General features: G+C 53.5%; 13 protein-coding genes and 1 pseudogene. 12 read left to right on the top strand and 2 right to left on the bottom strand.

The genetic code is table 11. The features are described 5' to 3' along the window. Positions 1–271: 271 nt before the first annotated feature. Both LAO76_03740 and LAO76_03745 read left to right on the top strand, forming a co-directional pair. The gene (locus LAO76_03740) at positions 272–1,648 is read left to right on the top strand and encodes a polysaccharide biosynthesis C-terminal domain-containing protein (GenBank protein MBZ5490029.1); all 1,377 of its coding nucleotides are present in this window, start codon (positions 272–274) and stop codon (positions 1,646–1,648) included. A gap of 4 nt (positions 1,649–1,652) precedes the next feature. Continuing rightward, positions 1,653–2,789, top strand: coding sequence for a glycosyltransferase family 4 protein (locus tag LAO76_03745; GenBank protein MBZ5490030.1), 1,137 nt, complete (start codon positions 1,653–1,655; stop codon positions 2,787–2,789). Between the two features lie 581 nt (positions 2,790–3,370). On the opposite strand, the pseudogene LAO76_03750 reads toward LAO76_03745, so the two are convergent. Next, a pseudogene (locus LAO76_03750) lies at positions 3,371–3,736 on the bottom strand (hypothetical protein). 440 nt (positions 3,737–4,176) lie between these two features. Then, positions 4,177–4,854 carry an FkbM family methyltransferase gene (locus LAO76_03755; GenBank protein MBZ5490031.1) on the bottom strand — a complete coding sequence of 226 codons (678 nt, stop codon included), beginning with the start codon at positions 4,852–4,854 and terminating at the stop codon, positions 4,177–4,179. An 806-nt stretch (positions 4,855–5,660) separates the two neighbouring features. Between LAO76_03755 and LAO76_03760 the strand changes: the two genes are divergently transcribed. The 10 genes from LAO76_03760 (at position 5,661) to rfbD (ending at position 17,975) form a co-directional block, all read left to right on the top strand. After that, positions 5,661–6,386, top strand: coding sequence for a class I SAM-dependent methyltransferase (locus LAO76_03760; protein ID MBZ5490032.1), 726 nt, complete (start codon positions 5,661–5,663; stop codon positions 6,384–6,386). After that, positions 6,383–7,492, top strand: coding sequence for a glycosyltransferase (locus LAO76_03765; GenBank protein MBZ5490033.1), 1,110 nt, complete (start codon positions 6,383–6,385; stop codon positions 7,490–7,492). The genes LAO76_03760 and LAO76_03765 overlap by 4 nt, the downstream gene beginning before the upstream one ends. 120 nt (positions 7,493–7,612) lie before the next feature. Further along, on the top strand, positions 7,613–9,607 hold the full coding sequence (asnB, locus tag LAO76_03770; protein MBZ5490034.1) for an asparagine synthase (glutamine-hydrolyzing): 1,995 nt from the start codon (positions 7,613–7,615) through the stop codon (positions 9,605–9,607). Then, on the top strand, positions 9,604–10,788 hold the full coding sequence (locus LAO76_03775; protein ID MBZ5490035.1) for a glycosyltransferase family 4 protein: 1,185 nt from the start codon (positions 9,604–9,606) through the stop codon (positions 10,786–10,788). The genes asnB and LAO76_03775 overlap by 4 nt, the downstream gene beginning before the upstream one ends. Positions 10,789–11,058: 270 nt before the next feature. Next, positions 11,059–12,147 (top strand): NAD-dependent epimerase/dehydratase family protein, encoded by a 1,089-nt coding sequence (locus LAO76_03780; protein ID MBZ5490036.1) that lies wholly within the window; start codon positions 11,059–11,061, stop codon positions 12,145–12,147. Then, the gene (locus tag LAO76_03785; protein MBZ5490037.1) at positions 12,144–12,944 is read left to right on the top strand and encodes a WecB/TagA/CpsF family glycosyltransferase; all 801 of its coding nucleotides are present in this window, start codon (positions 12,144–12,146) and stop codon (positions 12,942–12,944) included. The genes LAO76_03780 and LAO76_03785 overlap by 4 nt, the downstream gene beginning before the upstream one ends. A 165-nt stretch (positions 12,945–13,109) precedes the next feature. After that, positions 13,110–14,522 (top strand): O-antigen ligase family protein, encoded by a 1,413-nt coding sequence (locus LAO76_03790; GenBank protein ID MBZ5490038.1) that lies wholly within the window; start codon positions 13,110–13,112, stop codon positions 14,520–14,522. Between the two features lie 206 nt (positions 14,523–14,728). Then, the gene (locus tag LAO76_03795; protein MBZ5490039.1) at positions 14,729–15,928 is read left to right on the top strand and encodes a glycosyltransferase; all 1,200 of its coding nucleotides are present in this window, start codon (positions 14,729–14,731) and stop codon (positions 15,926–15,928) included. 173 nt (positions 15,929–16,101) lie between these two features. Continuing rightward, a complete protein-coding gene (locus tag LAO76_03800; protein MBZ5490040.1) occupies positions 16,102–17,094 on the top strand; it encodes an SDR family oxidoreductase in 993 nt (330 codons plus the stop codon). Beyond that, on the top strand, positions 17,091–17,975 hold the full coding sequence (gene rfbD, locus LAO76_03805; GenBank protein ID MBZ5490041.1) for a dTDP-4-dehydrorhamnose reductase: 885 nt from the start codon (positions 17,091–17,093) through the stop codon (positions 17,973–17,975). The genes LAO76_03800 and rfbD overlap by 4 nt, the downstream gene beginning before the upstream one ends. Positions 17,976–17,988 lie beyond the last annotated feature (13 nt).

Genomic DNA, 17,988 nt, shown 5'->3' on the forward strand with positions numbered 1-17,988 from the left:
AATGAAAAAATCAAAAGAGAAAACGCCGATCATACTGCGTATGGCATGACATCTCAAATCGAGCGAATCAACTGGATCACAACGTTACAGCACCACGTCCATTTCTCCAAAAACATATCATGCTTGTGACGGTTATTGATTAATTCGAGTGCGAAAAAATCCAAGGCAGCGATTTATAATGGAAAATAAAACCTACTAATGCAATAAGAGTCGGCGGTCCGCATGTCAGGCTGTCAGATATAATGAATGCCAACTCGTGACGCCCCCAACGATGAGATTGAAGCTTTTCACCGCACAAGATTCCATCAATAAGAAAATCTTTCGCGCCGCCTTTGCCGTTGCGCTCGCCACCGTCGTGGTCAAGGCCGTCACTGCCGCAAAAGACCTTGCCGTCGCCCATTCCTTTGGCCGCAGTGACAATCTAGACGCATTTCTGTTTGCATTCATGTTGCCCGCATTCGCGATCAATCTGATTGTAGCCGCGGTATCTGCCGCCCTGATTCCCGTTCTGGTGGAAACGCGGCAGAAAGAAGGCGAGGCCTCTGCCCGGCAATTGCTTTCAGGCGTCATGCTTCTTACAGGCGCGGCCCTGGTCGCCGTGGCCATCGCGCTCGTTCTGTTGGCTCCTCTCTACCTGCCTTATCTGGCTCATAGCTTCGTGCCTGACAAGCAGGAGCTCACCCACCGGTTTCTTTACCTTCTAGCGCCTTGGCTGGTCCTGAGCGGGCTTGCCACCTTCCTGACCACGGTGTTGAATGCCATTGAAAAATTCGCGCTCCCTGCGCTTATCCCCATTCTCACGCCCTTGGCGGTCTTTTTTTGCATTGTTTTCTGGCGGAGTCCCGGCTCCGGCTTTGCCCTGGCTTTAGGCACCGTTGCCGGTAGCTTTGTGGAAGCTGCGTTGCTTTATTACTTCGCCAGAAAACATCAGATCATGGGAGCCATGCGATGGTATGGATTTGCCCCGCGCGTGCGGCTGGTTTTGTCTCAAACTGGCCCCATGATGGCCGGTTGCCTGCTCATGGGAGCCACGCCTGTGGTGGACCAGGTTATGGCTGCAAAATTAGGCCCCGGCAGCGTGTCAGCCTTAAGCTATGGCAACAAAATTCCCTTCGGCTTGCTCGCCATTGGGGCCACGGCGTTAAGCACCGCAGCATTGCCCTACTTCTCCAGAATGGCCGCTTCCGGCGATTGGGAGGGTTGCCGCCATACGCTGAAGCGTTATACCTTGCTCATTCTCTCGGTCAGCGTTCCGTGTACAGTTGCGTTGATGTTATCTTCCCATTTTCTGGTTCGGACGCTTTTCCAGCGCGGCGCTTTTACCAGTCTGGATACTGCTGTAGTCAGCACGGTTCAGGCCTGTTACGCCATTCAGATTCCGTTCTACATAGGCAGCATGCTTTTTGTCCGCTTTATCTCATCCGTCCGCCGCAATGACGTGCTGATGTATGCATCCGCGATCAATCTGGTTCTGGACGTGGTTCTCAATCTTGCACTCATGCGCGTGTGGAATGTTGCTGGAATTGCCGTGTCCACCTCAATTGTTTACGTTGTCTCATTCTTGATTGTTTCTATCTGGTCGATCAGATACCTGAGCCGGGAACGGTTGTCCAGGGTTCCTGTGGCACATGTAAAAGCCACACATTAATCGTATGCGTTTAACTCTGGTAATTGCGTCACTCGGTCGCGGCGGGGCGGAAAGAACCGCGTCCGTGCTCGCCAGCGCTTGGGCGGAGCGCGGCTTCAACGTTACGATGATTACGCTGGAACGAGAGGATGTCCCTGCTTATCCGCTCCATCCCGCAATCGTCCTTCGCCAGCTAAGACTGAGAGATGGCATGGCAAGGCACCTGCTTCATGGAGGGATCCGGAATCTTAGAATCGTTCGCGCGCTCCGTCACGGCATCCGCGACTCAGAACCAGATCTCGTTATCGGTTTCATGGATATTTCTAATGTTCTTACCCTACTTGCTGCTCACGGCCTTGATATCCCGGTGATTGTTACTGAACACGTTCATCCCGCCTACCATCCCATCGGCTGGCACTGGCAAATGCTGCGGCGGCTTGTATATCGCCGTGCTGATGCACTCGTCTGCGTGAGCCGGCCGTTGTTGGACTGGTTCCAAAGCAAGATCCGCGCAAGGGGTTTTGTTGTTCCCAATCCCGTCGATCCGGGGCCTTTGCTTGTGCCTGCCGGCGAGAGTCACAATGGAGATGAAACCGGGCACTTGATTGTTGGCATGGGGCGTTTGGTCGAGCAGAAAGGGTTTGATCTCCTGCTTGAAGCCTTTTCTCGTGTCGCGGCCCGGCATTCCAGTTGGTCGCTCAAGATCCTGGGAGATGGCCCACTGAGAGATCAGTTAGAGGCGCAGGCCCAAAAGCTTAATCTCACAAACCGAGTTGAGTTCACAGGCGCATTGGCCGATCCGTTCTGCGTGCTGCGGGCCGCTGATTTGTTTGTGTTCCCGTCGCGATTTGAAGGCTTTGGCAACGCTCTATGTGAAGCAATGGCGTGCGGTGTGCCCGCAATCAGCTTCGATTGCCCATCAGGGCCTTCAGAGATCGTCCGCAACGGCGTGGATGGCTTGCTGGTTCCTGCTGAAGATGTTACCGCATTGGCTGCTGCTATGGATCATCTGATGAGTGACCCTCACAAACGGGCTCGGCTTGCGGCGCGCGCCCCGGAGGTGACTGAGCGCTTTGGCTTGACGCGCGTTCTGAGCTTGTGGGACCAAGTCTTCACGGAAATCGTGCGGAGAGTGTCCAACGCGGAGAAACGGCGGCCATGATACAGCTCTGTGAACGCAAGTCCTTCACAGAATCGGGCCAGCAGACAAAAATGCGGGCTGGACTTTCTGGTCCTGCCCGCATATGACACTAAGCGACTGCTGAACTACAGTTTTGGGAACGGTGTAGGTGTGCCATTCGCGCCGTTGTCATGCAGCCGATTATCGCTAAAAGTAAACATACCCCCGGTGGTTTTGTTAAAGGCCGTGCCGGTGTTATAGGCAAAAGTTGTGTCTCCAATAACAATGGAGCCGGCGGTTGAAGTTGCGCCGTTGCCACCGTTAAGGACTTCACTGTGGTCGATGCCGATGATGGAATCAGGACCGGTAGTAGAATCGGCTTTGATTCCATCGGACGCGGCGGCTGAAATCATGGAGTTGTTGATCTCAATGGAACTATGGCTCGCCGCTTCAACGCCAATATTGTCGAGGGCGATTTCCGAGAAGTCGACGCCGACTTTCACTGAAGGCGCAACAGCATTCGTTGCCCGGATTCCTACTCCTCCATTCTGCTTGAAAACCGAATGGAACACGTGCACCGTGGCCTGGGTGGCCTGATTCAGTGCAATGTCCAGGCCATTGGTCGTGAAGCCAAAAATGTAACAGTTTTCAACGTTCAGGTCTTTGCCGGAAAGGAAGCGGATGCCGTTGATGCCGGTGCCGATGCCGTTGATTCTGAGGTTGCGCAGAATCACAACGTCACTTGGGCCGGCCTGGACCACGATGCCGTTGGTGCCGCTGACCAGGACTGAAGCCACCTGGCCCCCGCCACCGTCAATGGTAATTGCCTTGGTAATGGTAACCGCTCCATATCCGGCGGGATCCAAAGCGTCAATCTCACCGCCAGCAGCGGTTTTGGAAATTGCGCCGGCAAAGGTCTTGCAAGGGGCGGTGCGACTGCAGGGGTTCGCGTCGTCCCCCACGCCGGAAACCCAGGTACGGCTGGCCTGGCCATACATCACGCTTGTTCCCATCAGCGTAATTGCCAGCAGATTGAGTAATGTGATTTTCCTCATTTAGTGATTCTCTCCTTTCAATTTCAGGAAGCTTAAGTAACACGGCCCGGCGAGTTCGCTGACGATCGAGATTCCAGGCGACGGGCTCCGATAAGATAAGCTTGGTCTGTTATCTTGCCTGTGTGTAGTGTTGATGGTTGAGACACCGTATCATGGAACGGGGCGAAAAGTTTTCGGAAAGTGGAAAAAATTGCAGCCTGTCCCGATGAGGTTCCTCACTCTATTTTTCAAGTCGTTTTCGTGGCGATTGCTTTAGAACCAGGTAGCGCCGGCGGGGATATGGCGTTAAATAAACCGGGGGTGTGCTTGGCTGTTCCAGTTCCGAACACTAAGAGGGGACCACGGCCCGCACAGATTTTTGGAATACCATTGCATTAACGCATCAGGAAAAAATTGCAATAGTCTGGGATGCAGCCATGCGGGTCCATCCCAGGCTCTTCTATGATCTGCAGAGTCGAAAAATTGGCCCGGAAATATTCCAGAAGGGCCGCACTGTTTGGAAATAATTCGGCATATTCGACAAACAGCTTAAACCCGGGTGACCGCTCCAGAGTGTGCTGCATGCCCATAAGGGCCATTAGCTCCGCTCCTTCGATATCCATCTTGCAAACTGCGAGCGGCGGAAGATTTAGAGAATCGATGGGCCGGCCTTGAACGTTACCAGAGAGAACGCCCTTCCGCACGATGTTTGATTCCCCCATTCTGTGCAGGGTGCGATAAAGCGGGACAGTTTTCTCAACATCAGTGGCCGCCATCTCCAGGATCGTCACCCTATCTTCGAATCCATTCAGCCTAACGTTATGGCGAAGCAACGCCGCGTTAAGCGGGTCGGCCTCTATGGCGAACACTTTTGCGCCGCGCTTCGCGGCCAGCATTGTGTACAGGCCTATATTGGCGCCGACATCAAGAACTACGCAATCCGTTGTTATGGACGCGCAAAAAGCCGCTATCTCTTCTTTCTCAAAAAAATCAGGATAATGCCAAAGATAAAGTCCCACGTTGTCCCTGGGGTCTAGATCAAGAACCAGATCGCCGTCAAACGGGGCCCTCATCAGAAACGCCTCGGGAAGAAACCTTTGATAAAAACTGCGGAGCTTGTAAAAGCCTCTAATACGCGGCAGGAGAGTCGTGATCCGTCCGACTCTGAGCAGAAGAGTCCAGCCTGCGTGAGCTATTGAGCTTGTGATCTTCTTTGTCGCAGAGCTGGGTTCTTGTTTTTCTGGAGAAATTGTTAACATGCGCGGTGAAAAATTTGCTGGAATCGAACATTTATATCACGACCAATCTTCCAGCAGAAGAAGCAACTCGGCTATCCTAACACCAGCAGCGCTATATAATAGATGGCGAGCAATGTGGGGAAAACTCAGAGTCAGATCCCTGAGGAAAACAGTCCCGAATGGCGAAATGTTCACAGCCTGAAGAAACTTATGCACTGCTGGTTCCTGGCTGGGTCGGGGCAAACCCGTTGTTCACCACCCCGACGTACCAAGTTACGCTGTAAGAATTACATCAAAGACCGGGGAATGTCTCCTTGGTATGACGCCGTGGATCGGGCAGGGGGATTATCCTTTTGAGTTCGCGTCCCCATCCGCTTTGACCTCTTTCTATGAGGAACGTGGCTCAGGTTGCGGTATAGCGAAGTTCGAGTCGGTAACAATTGCAATGACTACCTTTTCAGTCGAAGCTGAGGAATGGTTTTTGAGTGACAGAGACAGCCTCCACAACAAAAGCTACTGTCGCCGGCAAGATCGGACCAGGCTCTGAACCGCGCCGGTTTGCCTTCGGCAAAAATTGGCAGCGCTTCTTGTCGTTTTTGGATGACGAAAGAATTGCTGAGGCCGAGAAATCCCTCTGTGAAATGTTGGCTGTTGAGAACTTGCATGGCAAATCATTCATCGATATAGGCAGTGGCAGCGGCCTTTTTTCGCTCGCTGCAATCCGGCTCGGAGCAAGCCGGGTATATTCCTTTGATTATGACCCACAGAGTGTGGCTTGCACACGTGAACTCAGGCAGCGCTATTACCCTGACGCCCGAAACTGGGTTGTAGAGCAAGGTAGCGTGCTGGACCAGAGTTACCTGGCCCAGTTGGGGCTTTTTGACGTGGTCTATTCCTGGGGCGTGCTTCACCATACGGGAAATATGTGGCAGGCTCTGGAGAACGTGAGCGCCAGGGTCCGTCCGGGCGGCAGGCTTTTTATTGCCATTTACAACGATGAAGGCCGCCGCTCGAAAGCCTGGAGGTCAGTCAAGCAGCGTTATTCCGCCAGTCTTGCATGGCGAGTGCCAATCATCGCCGGGTTCGGCTCTTACATCCTTATGAAAGGCTTTATTAAGGACGTTTTTCTATTGCGGAAGAACCCAATGCGCCGATTTCGCGAATATAAGAAGTCCAGGGGAATGTCGTACTTTGTCGATATTCTCGATTGGCTTGGAGGCTATCCTTTTGAAGTTGCGAAAGCCGAATCAATTTGCGATTTCTTTCATCGCCGTGGATTCGAGCTCATTACACTTAAAACCCCGATTCAGCCCAAAGGCAACAACGAATTTGTCTTCGCCAAGCTCGAGAAAGCCTCTCCTGAATGACCGCCATCCGTAAAAGAGTTCTGTTCCTGGTCCCCGCGTTCGTTGGAGGAATCGGCGGCGCAGAGCGCGTGATCCTCACCCTTCTTCGCCATCTGGACCACAACCGGCTGGAATGCCACCTGGGCCTGGTACAGGCAGGAAGCGTCTCTCTTGAGGACCTCCCTTCCGAAGTGGTTGTCCACCACATGCGCGTCGCGCGAATGCGCTATTGCTTGCCCAGTATCGTCAGGCTGGCATGGGAAATAAAACCGCAGACCATTCTGTCAACCGTTTCTCACCTCAACGTGATGTCGATTCTTGCTCGACCGGTCTTTCCAGGGAATGTTCGTCTCCTGATCAGGGAAGCCACTACGCCGAGCGCATATCTGATAAAAGATACGGAACATCCGCGCCTATGGGACTTCTTCTATCGTCATTTATACCGCCATGCCGATAAAATTATCTGTCTCTCCGATGCGATGCAGCGTGATTTGGCCGGGCGTTTTGGTGTACCCCCGGGAAAGATGGTCCGCATCTATAACCCGGTGGATGTAGGAATGATCCAGAGATCGGCCCACGCCGCTCGCAATCCGTATCGCACCCCTGGTCCAAATCTGGTGGCCGCCGGCCGTTTGCGCAAGGAAAAAGGCTTTGATCTCCTGCTCGATGCGATGCCGATTGTCTTCCAGAAATTTCCCGGCGCGCAGCTCACCATTCTGGGTGAAGGCCCTGACGAGTCGCGGTTGAAAGATCAGGCGCGAAAGCTCGGCTTGTTTGAAACGATTGATTTTCGGGGATTTGTGCAAAACCCGTGGGTGTTCATGGCCAATGCAGATCTTTTTATTCTGCCGTCGCGCGCGGAAGGCCTGCCAAATTCGCTGCTGGAGGCGCTTGCTTTGGGAACTCCGGTGGTGGCAAGCGATTGCGTGGGCGCGATGCGTGAACTTCAATCCGTCGATCCGCGCATTGTGCTCTTTCAAACGGAGAATCGGTCCGCTATGGCTGAAGCCATTGTGTCAGCTCTGAGCAGGCCCAAAAAGACTGACGTTCGCCGTCGAGAGCCTTCCGATCCAATCGAACAATTTGTCCCCTCGCGAGTGGCCGAGCAGTATAGCCAACTCCTTTAAGCCCGTGCTTTCGATAATGGAGATGAAGCAATGCCCGCAGGAATTGCTATGTGTTATCTAACGGGTCAAATATTTTGGTAGGATTTCTATGCAGGCCGGGAATAGCCGGGGAAAGCACACATGTGTGGAATAGCCGGATTCTGGCTTAAAAAACCGCTTGCTGAAGATCCGATTGCACTCCTCAATCGGATGGGAAACACGCTGGCCCATCGCGGCCCGGATGATTCCGGTGTTTTCTACGATAACAAAGCGGGCATCGGCCTTGCTTTCCGAAGACTTTCCATCATCGATCTTTCTGCTGAAGGGCATCAGCCGATGGCCTCTTCTTCCGGCCGCTATAGCATAATCTTCAATGGCGAGGTTTACAACTACGAAGAGGTTCGGGCGGAATTCGGCTCGCATGAATGGCGAGGGCATTCCGATACGGAAGTCATGCTGGCGGCCATCGAACGCTGGGGGCTGGAAGCAGCGGTGCGGCGCTTTGTGGGCATGTTTGCCTTCGCCTTGTACGACAGCTTCGAACAACGGCTTCATCTGGTCCGGGACCGCGTCGGAATCAAGCCGCTTTACTACGGGCATATTGACGGAAGTTTCGTTTTCGCTTCCGAACTGAAGGCTCTTAAGATTTTTCCGGGATTTCAGCTTCAGATCGACCGCGACTCCCTGGCTGCTTACATGCGCTGCGCCTACGTTCCTGCCCCCCACTCCATTTACCGCGGTATTCACCAGCTTCCGGGCGGCAATATTCTGACGCTGAGCGCCGCCGAAGCATCTCCGGTGGTTACTCCCTTTTGGTCGGCTGCGGATGTCGCGCGCGAAGGTGTCAAATCGAGGATCGAGGGAAGCGACGAAGAGATTTTGGAGGGGCTGCATACGACGTTAGCAGATGCAGTTCGACTTCGTATGATTGCCGACGTCCCGCTGGGGGCATTTCTTTCCGGCGGAATAGACTCTTCTTTGGTAGTTGCTCTCATGCAGTCGCAGAGTAGCCGTCCGGTCAAGACCTTCACGCTCGGTTTTCACGAAGATGCATTCAATGAGGCCGATCATGCCCGCAAGATTGCGCAACATCTCGGCACAGATCACACCGAGCTTTTTGTGACAGCCAAGGACGCGCTGGACTTGGTGCCTCTGCTGCCATCCATGTATGACGAGCCCTTTGCCGATTCTTCGCAGATCCCAACGCATCTGGTGTCAAAGCTGGCCCGGCAGAAAGTGACGGTTGCTCTTTCCGGTGACGGCGGCGACGAGCTGTTTTGCGGATACTTCCGTTACACCTTTGTGAATTCGCTCTGGAACATTCTCAAAAGAATTCCCAGACCAGCCGCCATCGGGCTGGCCAGGCTGATTCGCACAGTTCCGCCTGGCATGATCGATAAATGGCTGGGATTGTTTCTATTGCGGGGAAGGCTCAGTATCTCGCCCGGCCACAAGCTGTACCGTCTCGCCGACCACCTTGCTGCCCAGGACCCTGCTGAAATCTATCTTCGTGCCGTCTCCATGTGGCCGGAACCAGCAGACTTGGTTCTGGGTTCCAACGAATACCCGGAATTGCTGCAGGCGATCCACAACTTCAGCACAATGCCGACCGCGCCGGAGATGGCGATGTTAACGGACCTTACCAATTATCTGCCTGATGACATCCTCACCAAGGTGGATCGTGCCAGCATGGCAGTGAGTCTTGAAGCCCGTGTGCCATTGCTTGACCACCGTGTCATTGAGCTTGCCTGGCGCTTGCCGCTAAATTTCAAGATTCGCGCCGGCAAAACAAAATGGGCGCTCCGGCAGGTGCTGAATCGTTATGTTCCAGCCAGCCTGATAGAGAGGCCGAAGATGGGTTTTACCATGCCCGTTGATTTCTGGCTGCGTGGACCTCTGCGCAGCTGGGCGGAAGATCTTCTCGCACCGGGGACTCTGGGCCGGCATGGCCTGTTCTCAGTGCCACCCATCCGCGCAAAGTGGGAGGAGCACGTTTCAGGCGCCCGCAACTGGCAATATTTATTGTGGCCCGTCCTGATGTTCCAGGCATGGATCGCCCAGACTGCCTCTGTCGCGGGCAGCCAGTCTGACCATGACACAATTCTTTCCCAGCGCGGCGCGCCTTCGCCGACATGAAAATCTTAATGCTCCATAACCGATACCTGGTCCCGGGCGGTGAAGACCAGTCGAGCGCCGCTGAAACTGCGCTGCTCCGCGATCATGGGCATGAAGTAGAGCTTCTGGAAGAAGACAATCGCCGCATAGAACAATTAGGCCAGGCGAGAACAGCAATGCGAACGGTGTGGTCGCGGGAATCATATAGCCGCATCAATGAATTGCTGAGGGCCCGCGCTTTCGACATTCTGCACGTGCAGAACTTTTTTCCTCTGTGGTCTCCGTCAGTCTATTACGCAGCTTCCCGCCACCACGTTCCTGTGGTGCAGACACTGCATAACTACAGGCTTATGTGTGTTAACTCGCTCTTTTTTCGCGACCAACACCTCTGCCAGGAATGTCTGGGACGATTCCTGCCATGGCACGGCGTGGTACATGCCTGCTATCGCAACAGCCGTGCTGCCAGCGCAGTCGTCGCCGGAATGGTGGGAGTCCACAAGCTGGCCGGTACGTGGCGCAAGCGTGTCGCCGCGTACATTGCTGTGTCTGAATTTGCGCGAGAGATTTATATCTCCGGTGGGTTGCCTTCCGAAAAAATCACTGTGAAACCTAACTTCATCCATCCAAGTCCGTTGCCGGGAAATGGAGGGGGCGGCTACGCACTGTATGTGGGTAGGCTAAGCCCGGAAAAGGGAATTGCGACGATGCTAAGCGCGTGGAAGGGAGCACAGGAAGCTGTTCCGCTAAAAGTTGTCGGTGAAGGCCCGCTGGCCGAGCGTGTTATCGCCACTGCACGAGAATCTAAACGCGTTGAATATCTTGGGGCAAAATCGCTGCCTGAAGTCCTGGACCTGATGCGGAACGCAGAGTTTCTCATCTTTCCTTCTGAGTGGTATGAAACCATGGGCCGCACCATTATGGAGGCGTTCGCGGTTGGAACTCCCGTTGTGGCAACTCATATCGGCCCGCCTGCCACCATGATTGTTTCCGGAGAAACGGGATTTCATTTCACCCCGGGTAATGTTGCTGAGTTGGGCCAACGGGTGGAATGGTGCTCAAGAAATCTCGACGAGGTGCGCACGATGCGCTCCAGGGCCAGACAAGCCTTTGACAACAATTACACCGGCGCTGCCAATGCCAAAATGTTGCTGGCAATTTATAAGAGAGCGCGGGAAACGGCAGCGCGCGCTTATTCAGGATGATCAGGTTGTGATCTAAGATCGGGGAATTTAAGATCAGCGACGCTCCGAGCGACCGATGCAATCGAGTGGCTGAATGAAGGTTGCCGCCACCCTGTATGTCTATGCTATTCTCGTCCCAGCATCGTCTCCAACAACATTAACCAAGAGTATCCGGTCACTATCTTAGACAATGGCCCAGGCAAGTTTTTACCGTGCTGACAAAGCGATGAAGGATTCAGCCGTCAATTCTGTGGCAGGTCACGTTGCGCCGGCTCATCCGATGAGGCCCGCATGAGCGTAGCCGTGATCACCGGATCGGCAGGTTTGATTGGCTCAGAGGCCGTCCGCTATTTTGCGGCAAAGGGAATGCATGTCGTAGGCATTGACAATGACATGCGCAAATATTTCTTTGGTCCGGAAGCTTCCACGGAGTGGATGCGCAAGCACCTTGAAGCCTCTGTTCCTGACTACCGGCATTTCAATATCGATATTCGCGACCATGCGGCCATTCTTGAACTGTTCAAGCGTTTCGGTAAAGAAATTTCTCTGGTCGTCCATACCGCCGCTCAGCCCTCGCATGATTGGGCGGCACGCGAGCCGCTCACAGATTTTTCTGTGAATGCCACCGGCACGCTGAACCTGCTGGAAGCCACCCGTCAATTCTGCCCGGAAGCGCCCTTCATTTTTACTTCCACGAACAAAGTTTATGGCGATTCTCCCAATGCTCTTCCACTGGTGGAACAGCAGTCGCGCTGGGAACTGGATAAAAGCCACAAGTTTGCCGAGCACGGAATTACCGAAGAGCAGTCGGTAGACCATTCGTTGCATAGCATCTTCGGAGCGTCCAAGGTAGCTGCCGACGTGATGGTGCAGGAATATGGCCAGTATTTTGGTCTGAAGACCGCATGTTTTCGCGCCGGTTGTCTTACCGGTCCCAACCATTCAGGCGCGCAATTGCATGGATTTCTAGCCTACCTGATGAAATGCAATGTCACCGGGACTCGCTATACCGTGTTTGGCTACAAAGGCAAGCAGGTACGCGACAACCTGCATAGCGCTGACCTGGTGCGGGCCTTCGACAGGTTTTTTCAGTCGCCCAGATCAGGCGTTGTCTATAACATCGGCGGCAGCCGATTTTCCAACTGTTCCATGCTGGAAGCTATTTCCATGTGCCAGCAAATCTCGGGCCGGGAAATGAACTGGCAGTACGGTGGCGAGAATCGAAAGGGAGACCACATCTGGTGGATCAGCGACATCAGGAAATTCCAGTCGCACTATCCCGGGTACGCATTGCAGTTTGACAGCATGGCAATATTGCGTGAGATCCATGACCGGAACCACGAGCGGTGGAAGGACTCTTCTCGAGTTGTCCACGCATGAGTGCTGTGGCAAAGAGAAACATCCTTGGGGTTCTGATTGACGACGCAGATGCGAAAACCGCCACTGACATGGTGATTGGCGCCGCCCATCGTGGCGGCCCTTTTAGTGTCTCCGCGATTGCCGTACATGGAGTCATGGAAGGTGTGCTCGACCCAACACACCTTTATCGCTTGAACAGTCTTGAACTGGTGGTGGCAGACGGTCAACCGGTGCGTTGGGCACTGAATCATCTCCACTCGGCCGGCCTGCGTGAACGCGTCTACGGCCCTAACCTGATGTTGTCAGTTCTTGGCCGCGCGGAGCAGGAAAAACTTGCAGTTTACCTCTACGGAAGCTCAGCGGATGTTCTTTCTCTTCTAACTGCCAACCTGCAACGGAGATTCCCCGGACTTATTATTGCCGGAACAAGTCCTTCAACCTTCGGGAAAATTACCGCTGAAGATGCCGACCGTATTGGCGAGAAGATCAGGCAGTCAGGCGCGCGCATCGTCTTTGTTGGTCTGGGCTGCCCACGCCAGGAGGTATGGGCGTATGAATTCAGACACCGCGTGAAGCTACCTATTCTCGCGGTCGGCGCTGCTTTTCCATTTGCTGCTGGAACGTTGCGACAAGCGCCACAATGGATGCAAGACCGCGGACTGGAATGGTTGTTCCGCTTGAGCACTGAGCCTCGGCGGCTGTGGCGCAGATATCTTTTGCTCAGTCCGGCATATCTATTTCTCATCGCCTGCCAATGGCTGGGCTTTCATTTTCACGCCACCGGAAAGCCACCGGCCAGTGAGGTTCTTTACGGTTGATTTTTGGGCTGTTTTTTCCCTTAGATCATCAGCAATTTGCTGAAGACAAGGCCAAAAGAAGCTCAGTAGTGTGCATCACATCTCGGGGGTGGCTACCCGGGAGCTAATCCCCGCCTGCGGTGATATTGTGGTAATGTTAAGTCATTCATCGCGCCTTTTATTTGAATGAAAATTGGTTCTTCAACCGCGTCCATTCCTAATCCGACGCCTCTTTTGTTTCTTATAACGGCCACCGCTCTTCTGGTCTGGCCAGACGCATCCGGCGTTACTGCGTTTGTGGTGGCGGCTGCCGTACTTGTCCCCATCGCCGTGTTCTGGACGTCATACAGCACCGTCGGCGCCATCATTGCTTTGATCATAGGGTCAGCCGCTCCCCGCCTGTATGTCGAAATTGCCGGTCTTAAAGCAAGGCCTGAGCATGTGATCTGCGGGGTCTTGTGCATCAGCATCCTGTTTCTCAGGAAGAAGCGCAGCCAGCCGGTCCGATGGACCTGGCCTGACTACCTGCTGATGGCTTATGCTGCGCTCAACCTTTTTAGTTCTCTGTTTATGTCAATTGAACCCCGGCAAACCATCAAATGGGCCTTGCAACAAGTTCTTGTTATTTTTGCGTACTTTTTTCTTCGTGTTCTGATAGAAAACCGGGCCGGTTTGCATAAGGCGTTCATGGCATTGCTGGCGGTTGGTGCTGCCACTGTGGTTTACGGAATCATTTGTTTCTATTCCAATCTTCTTTTTGGGACCGAATTTGGAATGACCATCGGTCAATATGGCGACACCCCGGCGCCTTATGGTCTGCAATACGAAGCCAATCTTCTTGGGTCTTATAGTGGCGCTTTATGCGTAATGATGCTGGTGATATATCTCTATGACCATCGTCGTAGATTTCTGGTGGGATTCGCGATTGCGCTGGCAGGAATGGCGATCAGTCTTTCCCGCGGCGCTCTGGGCGCAACATTCATTGGCTTATCGGCGGTTGCGATTTTCATCTTTAAAAAGCGCCTTTTGACCAGGGAGTTGGGGTTTAATCTTGCCACGGCCACATTGTGCGCGCTTCTCGTCGTGCTACCAGCGGTGGTTCCACAATACACTGAGCGTTTCAATACCATGGATATCGGCGAACCTGCGGTGGATCCCAACACGCTTACTCGCATCGTGCAGGTGAGCTCAGCTTTTGACGAAGTGTTGAAACATCCCTTTATGGGCGGGGGCACCTCCAGTTTTCAACTGGCTTTCGATTGGCAGGCTCTGGGAGAAGAATGGGAAGACCAGGGCTGGATTGGCAATACGGAAATGCGCGTTCTTCACGACACAGGGATTGTAGGTCTGGCAGTATTTGTCTCATTTCTTGTAGTGTTGTACCGTCGGTCCCGGAAAGTACTCAAATCGGAGTCGAATCCAGAACTGGTTGCTCTGTTGGCGTCGGCTCTGGTTTATTGTGTTTCATTTCAAGCTACTGAGGGCACAATGCTGGCTTTTTCCTGGGTCCACCTTGGGCTCATAGGTTGCGCGGTATCAATTTGTTTCGCCTCGGGAAAGGCATATGGGAAAGAGGCGCTGCAAGGTGCTTCCGGTTAACTGGCGGAGACCAGACAAATCGGAGAATACATTTCATGATCTGAAATAATGATTTGCGCTGTGCTGGCAGAAGCGCTTGCGCATTTTGTTTAGGCTTAGAATCTATTGTCCGTATGAGTCAGCTTACAGATGTTGTTATTCAGGAGAACCATCAGAAATGAGACAATTGCCGCGATCTATATCGCCGGGGCCGAGATTTCACTGAGATGAACGACGCGGCAAAATCGAATCCAGTCTATGGACGCAAGCTGCGGCTTGCCATCTTCGGCGGCAGGGGCATACCTTCGACCTATAGCGGCACGGAGACATTTTTTATAGAGCTGGCGCCACGGCTGGTGGAACGCGGGCACGATGTAATTGTGTATTGCCGCAAGGCGCTTTTCAATGAACGGCCGCCGGTGTACAAGGGCGTCCGCCTGATTTACACGCCGAGCATTGAAACCAAAAACTTTGGGACATTCACGCACACGCTGGCCTGCATACTGGACGTGCAGCGGCGCAATGTGGATGCAATGCTGATTACCAATGTGGCCAACGCGTTTCATTGTGCTATCCCCAGGATATTGCGCCAGAACTGCGCCCTGAATGTGGATGGAATCGAGTGGAAGCGCGGAAAGTGGGGACGCCTGGGCAAGGCCTACTTTTACTGGAATGCGCGGCTGTCAGGAAAGATACTTCCCAAGGGCATCATCACGGACGCGTATGCCATGCGGAAGCTTTATCTCGATGAATTCAAAACGCCTTCTGCGTGCATCGCGTACGGCGGCAACATTGAGACGTCATCCAATCCGGAAATCGTTCGTCAATATGGGCTGGAGCCGGGCAATTATTATCTGATTGCCAGCCGGCTGGTGCCGGAAAACAACGCTGCGTTGATTGTGGAAGGCTTCAAAAAATCCCCGACCAAACGCCTGCTTGCCATTGCCGGCGATGCAAATTATCGCAGCGGATTTATTGACGACCTTAAGAACAATGCCGATGAACGGGTGCGGTTCCTGGGGCACGTTGACAGCATTGAGCACATCAAAGAGCTCCACTGCAACTCATATGCGTACATCCATGGCCACATGATGGGTGGAACAAACCCGGCGCTCCTCAAGGCCCTTGGCTTCGGCAATTGTATTCTGGCGCATGACAACCCATTCAATGCTGAAGTATTGGCCGGGCACGGACTCTTGTTTAAGGATGCCGCGGAGCTGGCTGCGAAGATCCAGCTGATTGAAGACGATCCCGGCCTTGCCGAAGATTACCGCCGTCGCGCTCCGGATCGGATCCGCACTTTCTACAACTGGGAACGCATTGTGGACCAATATGAAGAGCTGTTCTACCAGCTTGCCGCCGGCGAAGATCCAACACAGGTCCACTCCAGCGTACGTGAAGCTGAAGCTCAAATGGCGGTCCGCTAGAAAACTGTCCCCGCCGCATCCAGGAATGGCAGGTAAGGCGGGTGTTACCAGAGTGTTTGCCCCTGCGTGCCTAAGCAAGATGACGTCTAAGGTGCAGATCTGCCCCGCACGGCTTGCGCCGATGATTGTGGATGAAATAACCTAAAAGCAGCGGTTCACAACGAGGGAGGCTTATGCGGATTCTGGTAGCGGGCGGCGCGGGATATGTTGGTTCAGCACTCATCCCCAAGCTGCTGGAGCGTGGCTATGACGTCGATGTAGTTGACCTCTTTTGGTTTGGAAATTCGCTTCCACCGGAAGTCCGCATCATTAATCGCGACCTGTTCGATCTTCAGATCGGCGATCTGAAGAACTACGAGCAGGTGATATTCCTTGCCGGCCTTTCCAATGATCCCATGGCCGAATTTTCACCCAGCAAGAATTTCATTTTTAACGCGGCCGCCCCGGCTTATCTCTGCTACATCGCCAAGCAGGCCAAGGTGAGGCGCTATATTTATGCCAGTTCCTGCTCTGTATATGGCTACACGGAAAACGAATTGTTCGATGAAGACCGCCCCGTGTCTTCGTCATATCCTTATGGAATTTCCAAGCTTCAGGGCGAGCAGGCGGTCATGCAGCTCATCGACAATGATTTCTCCGTAATCGCGCTGCGCAAGGGTACGGTCTCCGGTTACAGCCCGCGCATGAGGTTCGATCTCATTATCAACACGATGTTCAAGTGTGCGATGAAGGATGGCGTCATTCGGGTGAACAATCCTGCAACCTGGCGCCCGATCTTGAGTATTGAGGATGCGGCCATGGCATACATTCGCGCCATTGAAGCGAACCAATCTCTTTCAGGGATTTTCAATATTGCGTCAGGAAACCATACCGTGGGAGAAGTGGCCGATCTGGTAAAAGGCACCATTCATGAAGAGACCGGAAGCAGCCCGACACTGGATATCAAGCATATTCAGGACATCCGTAATTACAAAGTAGCGATTGAGCGGGCCAAAAACATCCTCAGTTTCCATCCTCATCACAGCGTCAAGACCATTGTTCGCAACTTGATAGAAAACATGTCAAAGTGCAAAGACTGGGACAACCCCAACTATTACAACATTCAGGTATTCAAGGGACTCGATGACAAGGCAAAGCTGATGAGCAGCGTAGGGGCCACGCAATGAAAGTTGCAGTAATCGGCGGGAACGGCCAACTGGGCCGGGATGCAGGTTCAGCTTTCGCCGATGAAGGCAACGAGGTCACGAGCCTTACACATCAGGAGATAGAAGTTTCCTCGCTGGCATCAGTCCGTGAGTCGCTCAGCGCGTTGCGGCCTGATCTGGTGGTAAACACCTCGGCGTTTCATCATGTGGAGAAATGCGAGGCCGATCCGGCGCATGCATTTGCCATCAATGGTATTGGGGCGCGCAATCTGGCCCAGGTCACCCAGGAGATGGATGCGACGCTGATGCACATCAGCACAGATTACGTGTTCGACGGGCGCAAGAATGCTCCGTATACGGAAGCCGATGAGCCAGGTCCGCTGAACGTATATGGCAATACCAAACTCTCCGGCGAATTATTTGTGCGTTCCACCAACCCGCGCCATTTTGTAGTGCGAACGTCCGCGATTTACGGCGAAAATCCTTGCCGCGCCAAGGGCGGATTGAATTTTGTAGAACTGATGCTGAAGCTCTCTAAGGAACGCGACGAACTCAGGGTGGTGGACGATGAATTTGTCACGCCCACGCCCACCGTGCAGATCGCACAGCAACTAGTGCGGCTGAGCCGTTCCTCAGATTACGGGCTGTATCACGCTACTGCTGAAGGCAGTTGTTCGTGGTTTGAATTTGCCGCAGCCATTTTCGCCCTGACGAAGACCAACATTCGTCTGGAACCGGCCCGGCCCGGAGAATTCCCCGTAAAGGTGGCGCGGCCAAAGTATTCTGTCCTTGAGAACAAGGCGTTGAAGAGCAAATCCCTGAACGTTTTCACTCACTGGAAAGAGGGTCTGGAAAATTATTTGGCTCGTCGGGCGCAAGCCGCGAGCCTGATTTCCGCCTGAAGCACAGCGATCT

The sequence above is a fragment of the Terriglobia bacterium genome (genome assembly GCA_020072645.1).
Classification (GTDB): domain Bacteria; phylum Acidobacteriota; class Terriglobia; order Terriglobales; family Acidobacteriaceae; genus Angelobacter.

Coding starts and splice junctions, on each gene's coding strand:
- LAO76_03790 (MBZ5490038.1), top strand. CDS start 13,110: ATGAAAATTGGTTCTTCAACCGCGTCCATTCCTAATCCGACGCCTCTT.
- LAO76_03740 (MBZ5490029.1), top strand. CDS start 272: ATGAGATTGAAGCTTTTCACCGCACAAGATTCCATCAATAAGAAAATC.
- LAO76_03775 (MBZ5490035.1), top strand. CDS start 9,604: ATGAAAATCTTAATGCTCCATAACCGATACCTGGTCCCGGGCGGTGAA.
- rfbD (MBZ5490041.1), top strand. CDS start 17,091: ATGAAAGTTGCAGTAATCGGCGGGAACGGCCAACTGGGCCGGGATGCA.
- LAO76_03745 (MBZ5490030.1), top strand. CDS start 1,653: ATGCGTTTAACTCTGGTAATTGCGTCACTCGGTCGCGGCGGGGCGGAA.
- LAO76_03785 (MBZ5490037.1), top strand. CDS start 12,144: ATGAGTGCTGTGGCAAAGAGAAACATCCTTGGGGTTCTGATTGACGAC.
- LAO76_03760 (MBZ5490032.1), top strand. CDS start 5,661: ATGTTGGCTGTTGAGAACTTGCATGGCAAATCATTCATCGATATAGGC.
- LAO76_03755 (MBZ5490031.1), bottom strand. CDS start 4,854: ATGAGGGCCCCGTTTGACGGCGATCTGGTTCTTGATCTAGACCCCAGG.
- LAO76_03800 (MBZ5490040.1), top strand. CDS start 16,102: ATGCGGATTCTGGTAGCGGGCGGCGCGGGATATGTTGGTTCAGCACTC.
- asnB (MBZ5490034.1), top strand. CDS start 7,613: ATGTGTGGAATAGCCGGATTCTGGCTTAAAAAACCGCTTGCTGAAGAT.
- LAO76_03765 (MBZ5490033.1), top strand. CDS start 6,383: ATGACCGCCATCCGTAAAAGAGTTCTGTTCCTGGTCCCCGCGTTCGTT.
- LAO76_03795 (MBZ5490039.1), top strand. CDS start 14,729: ATGAACGACGCGGCAAAATCGAATCCAGTCTATGGACGCAAGCTGCGG.
- LAO76_03780 (MBZ5490036.1), top strand. CDS start 11,059: ATGAGCGTAGCCGTGATCACCGGATCGGCAGGTTTGATTGGCTCAGAG.